Annotated in this window: 1 protein-coding gene; it reads right to left on the bottom strand. The window is 67.6% G+C overall.

From position 1 onward, the window contains the following. On the bottom strand, positions 1-5207 hold a 5207-nt coding region (locus HP546_RS25410; RefSeq protein ID WP_172231132.1), incomplete at both ends, for a non-ribosomal peptide synthetase.

The following is a 5207-nucleotide window of genomic DNA, read 5'->3' as shown; positions in this document are numbered from 1 at the left end:
AGCGCCGGGCGCTGGTGGTAGCCACGGGCAAGACCAACGCCGCCCAGGTACAGCTCGCCGGCACTGCCGCGCACGGCTGGCTGCAGGCTGCCTTCGAGGATATGGGTTTTCAGGTTGTCGATCGGCTTGCCGATCGGCACGCTAATGCTTTCGTCCGCCTGGCAGGTCCAGTGGGTGACGTCGATGGCCGCTTCGGTCGGGCCGTACAGGTTGTACAGGCCGGCTGCGGGCAGGCGTTGCAGTGTCTGACGGGCCAGCTCGGCCGGCAGTGCTTCACCGCTGCACACCACGCGTTTGAGGCTGACGCAGCTTTCCACTGCCTCATGGGTCATGAACGCCTGCAGCATCGACGGCACAAAGTGCAGCGTGCTGATGCCGTGCTGGTTGATGGTGTCGACCAACAGCTGCGGGTCGCGGTGGGCACCCGGCTGGGCCACGACCAGGCGGGCGCCGGTCATCAATGGCCAGAAGAACTCCCACACCGACACGTCGAAGCTGAACGGGGTTTTCTGCAGCACGCTGTCGCTGGCGTCCAGGCCGTAGGCCTTCTGCATCCACCACAGCCGGTTGACCAGGGCCTGGTGGCTGTTGCCGGCGCCTTTCGGGCGGCCGGTGGAGCCGGAGGTGTAGATCACATAGGCGAGGTTCAGCGGCGCCACATCGATGTTCAGGTTGGCGTCGCTGTAACCTTCGAGGTTTTCGCTATCCAGGTCCAGGCTGCGCAGGCCGGCGGGAATCGGCAAGGTTTCGCGCAGGTGCGACTGGGTCAGCAGCAAGGCGATGCGGCTGTCCTCGAACATGTAGCTCAGGCGATCCTGCGGGTATTCCGGATCGAGCGGCACGTAGGCCCCGCCGGCTTTGACGATGCCCAGCAGGCCGATGACCATCTCCAGGCTGCGTTCCATGGCGATGCCCACCAGCACATCCGGGCCCACGCCCTGCTCGCGCAGCTTGTGCGCCAGCTGGTTGGCCCGGCGGTTGAGCTGGGCGTACGTCAGCGTGTGCTCGCCGAATACCAGGGCCGGGGCATCCGGAGTGGCGAACACCTGGGCTTCGATCAGCTGATGAAGGCTGCGCGCGTCCGGGTAGGCTGCCTGGGTGTCGTTCCAGCCTTCGAGCATTTGTTGCTGTTCTGGCTGACCGAGCATCGGCAGTGCACCGACCACTGCGTCCGCGTTTTCCACCAGTGCCTGCAGCAGGTTGGCAAAGTAGCCCGCCAGGCGGCCGATGGTTGCGTCGCCCCACTGCGTACGGTCGTGGCTGTACTGCATCGACAAGGTCGCACCCAGCTCCACCACCAGGGTCAGCGGGTAGTTGGTCTGCTCCTGCACGGCCACATCGCCAAAGCGCAGGCCACCGGGCGCCCCCTGTTGCAGCGCCTCGGACACCGGGTAGTTCTCGAACACGAGGATGCTGTCGAACAGCGCGTCACCGCCCTGCCCGGCCCAGCGCTGCACATCGTACAGCGGCGTATGCTCGAACTCGCGCGCGGCCAGGTTGATGGCCTGGACCTGGCCGATCCACTCGGCCACGGTCTGTTCGCTGCGAGGCGCGCCAATCACTGGCAGGGTGTTGATGAACAGGCCGATCTGCTCTTCCACGCCTGGCAGATCTGCCGGGCGGCCGGCGACAGTGGCGCCGAAGCACACACTGGCCTGGCCGGTGCAGCGCTGCAACAGCAGCAGCCAGGCCGATTGCACCAGGGTGTTGACCGTGACCCGGTTGGCCCGGGCGAAGGCTTCGATACGTGCTGTCTGCTCGCGGTCGAAGGCCAGGCGATAGTCGCCATGGCCGCTGCCGCCTGCGCTGCCGGCGATGGCCTGGGCCAGGCGTGTCGGCGCATCCAGGGTGGCGAGCTGGGCCTTCCAGAAGGCCTCGGCAACGGCTGCGTCCTGGCCCTGCAACCAGGCGATGTAATCGCGGTAGTGCGTGGCCTGCGCTTGCGGCGCCAGGCCGGCATAGCGCTGCAGCACTTCGCCCAGCAGGCGCGAGGTGCTCCAGCCGTCCATGAGGATATGGTGGTTGGTGTAGATCAGGTGGTGGCTGGCATCGCCGCTGCGCACCAGTACCAGCCGCAGCAGCGGCGCAGCGGCCAGGTCAAAGCCGCGCTGGCGCTCATCATCGGCCAGGGTCTGCAGGGCCTGTTCCAGGGCCGGCTGGCCGCGCCAGTCGGGCTCGCTGAACGGCAGCTCGACAGCCTTGCGCACCAGCTGCACGGCCTGGTCCAGGTCGCCTTGCAGGACAAAACCGGTGCGCAGGATGTCGTGGGCATCCACGGTGGCCTGCCAGGCCTGCCTGAAGCGCTGCACATCCAGCCCGTGCACATCCACGCGCAGCTGGTTGATGTAGTTGCCGGCCTGTTGGTCGTAAAGGGTGTGGAACAGCATGCCCTGCTGCATCGGCGACAGCGGGTACACATCGGCGATCTGCCCGGCAGCCAGCGGCAGGTTGTCCAGCTGCGCCTGGGTCAACGCGGCCAGCGCGAAGTCCGAAGGCGTCACGCCCTGATGCCGGGTATCGCTGCAGTGCTCGACCAGCTCCGCCAGGGCCTGCTCGTAAGCCTGCGCCAGGCGCTCGATGGTGGCCGGGTGGTGCACGTCGGCGCTGTAGGTCCATTCCAGGAACAGTTCGCCGCCGTACACCTGCCCGGTGATGCTCAGCCAGTTGCCCAGTTGGGCGCCGGCGCACTGGGTACGGCCAGCGCTTTCGCCGCTTGGGGTGAACAGTGCGCCGGTTTCGGCAGCGAAGCTGGCGTCGAACTGGCCCAGGTAGTTGAAAGTGACACGCGGCTGCGCGGTGTTCCCGAGCTGCTCACGCACTTGGGCATCGCCCAGGTAGCGCAGCAGGCCGTAGCCAATGCCTTTGTCCGGCACGGCGCGCAGTTGCTCCTTGATGGCCTTGATCGACTGGCCGATATCGTTGCCGGGGGTAAGGCGTACCGGGAACAGGCTGGTGAACCAGCCCACGGTGCGGCTCAGGTCCAGGTCGTCGAACAGGTCTTCGCGGCCATGCCCTTCCAGCTGCACCAGCACGTTGTCGTGGCGGCTCCACTGGCACAGGGTGCGCGCCAGCGCGCTTAGCAGCAGGTCGTTGATCTGCGTGCGGTAGGCGGCCGGGGCCTGCTTCAGCAGCCTGGCGGTGCGCTCGGCGTCCAGCCGTGTGGCAGCGGTGCGTGCATGGGTATTGGCCAGGCTGCCCTGCGGGTTGTCACGCGGCAGCTCGGCGCTGTCGCTGGCCACCGCCTGCAACCAGTAATCGCGCTGTGCCTGCAGTGCCGGGCTGCTGGCGTGGCGGGCCAGGTGCTCGGCCCAGGTTTTCACCGACGTGCTTTTGGCGGGCAGGCTCACGGCCTGGCCGCCGAGCACTTGTCGATAGGCTTGCTGCAAGTCTTCCAGCAGCACCCGCCATGACACGCCATCGACGACCAGGTGATGAACCACCAGCAGCAGACGCTGCTGGCCGTCGGCAAAGTCAAACAGCTCGGCGCGCAGCAGCGGCCCTTGCTCCAGGTTCAGGCTGGCCTGTACCTGGCTGCCAGCAGCATCCAGCTCGCTCAGCGCGGCCAGGTTGCGTTGGCTCAGCAGCGGCGCGTTGCTCAGCGGCTGGAAGCGCGCCTGCCACTGGCCGGCACCACGGCTGAAGCGCAGGCGCAGCGCATCGTGCTGCTCAACTACAGCACGCAGGGCCGCCTCCAGCGGTTGCAGCTGCACCGGGCTGGCCGGTTTCAGCAATACCGACTGGTTCCAGTGCGCCGGCTGGGCAACATCCATTTCGAAGAAGCGCGCCTGCGCTGGCAGTAGCGCCACCTCGCCAGTGAGTGCGCTGTCGACCACTGCTGTCGGCGCAGGCTGCCTGGCCTCGATGCGCTTGGCCACCTGGGCCAGCTGGGCGATGGTCTGTTGTTCGAACAGCTGCTTGGGGGTGATCTTGATGCCCTGGCGCTTGGCGCGGGCGATGATCTGCAGGCTGAGGATGGAGTCGCCCCCCAGCTCGAAGAAGTTGTCGCTGCTGCCGACCTGCTCCAGCTTCAGCACGTCGGCCCACACCGCAGCCAGCTTCTCTTCGATTTCACCTTCTGGCGCCACATAGCCGCGGCTGACCGCCCCCGGTGCCGGTAATGCGCGCTTGTCGAGCTTGCCGTTGGCGGTCAGCGGCAGGCGCTCCAGCAGCAGCATCTGCGCTGGCAGCATGTAGTCCGGCAGGCGTGCCTGCAGTTGCGCCTGCAACTGCTGCACGCTTACCCCGCCGTCGGCCACCACGTAGGCCACCAGTTGCAGGCGCTCGGTATCGCCTTCCAGAGGCAAGGCCAGCACCGCGGCCTCGCTTACGCCTGGCAGGCCGAGCAGCACACGGCCGACTTCGCCCGGCTCCACGCGGTAACCGCGGATTTTCACCTGGTCATCCGCGCGACCGATGAACTCTACCAGGCCATCGGCGCCAAGCCGGGCGCGGTCGCCGGTGCGGTACAAGCGGGCACCCCCTTCGGTGGGCACGAAACGCTCGGCGGTCAGCGCAGGCTGACCCAGGTAACCCTGGGCCACGCCCTGCCCGCCCAGGTACAGCTCGCCGGCCACGTGGGCCGCCATCGGGTTGAGGTAGCCATCCAGCACCTGGGCGCAGGCATTGCCCAGCGGGCGCCCCACCGGCACCGTACGGCAGCCGGGCAGCGGCTGATCAGGCTCGAAGGTGAGCACGCCGACCGTGGTTTCGGTAGGCCCGTAGTGGTTGATGACCCGGCAACCCGGGCGCAGTTCGCGGACCTTGTCCAGCAGGCTCCAGCTGCAAGCCTCACCGCCCAGGATCAGTGCTTCGGCCGGCAGTACATCGGCAGCGCGGGTAGCTTGCAGCAGGCCTTGCAGGTGGCTCGGCACCAGCTTCACCACACCCACCTTGTGCTGCGCCATGTAGCTGGCGAAGCCGTCCGGGTCGAACGCCAGGTCCTGTGGCAGCAAGTGCAGCAGGCGGCCCGAGGCCAGGGCGCCGAACAGCACGGTGTGGCCCAGGTCAGCCGCAGGGGTGGAGACCATGGCCATGCTCGCCGCGGCCGGCAGCTGCAGGCGTTCCAGCACCGCCTGGGTGTAGCTGGCCAGCGCCCCGTGGCTGACCACCACGCCTTTCGGCTGGCCGGTCGAGCCCGAGGTGTAGATCAGGTAGGCCGGCTGTGCGGGGGCGATGGTCACCTCGACCGGGCTGTCGCTGCAGGTCGC

The organism is Pseudomonas sp. CM25 (assembly GCF_013179705.1).
In the GTDB taxonomy this organism is placed as follows: domain Bacteria; phylum Pseudomonadota; class Gammaproteobacteria; order Pseudomonadales; family Pseudomonadaceae; genus Aquipseudomonas.
This window is presented reverse-complemented; position numbering and strand designations above follow the sequence as displayed.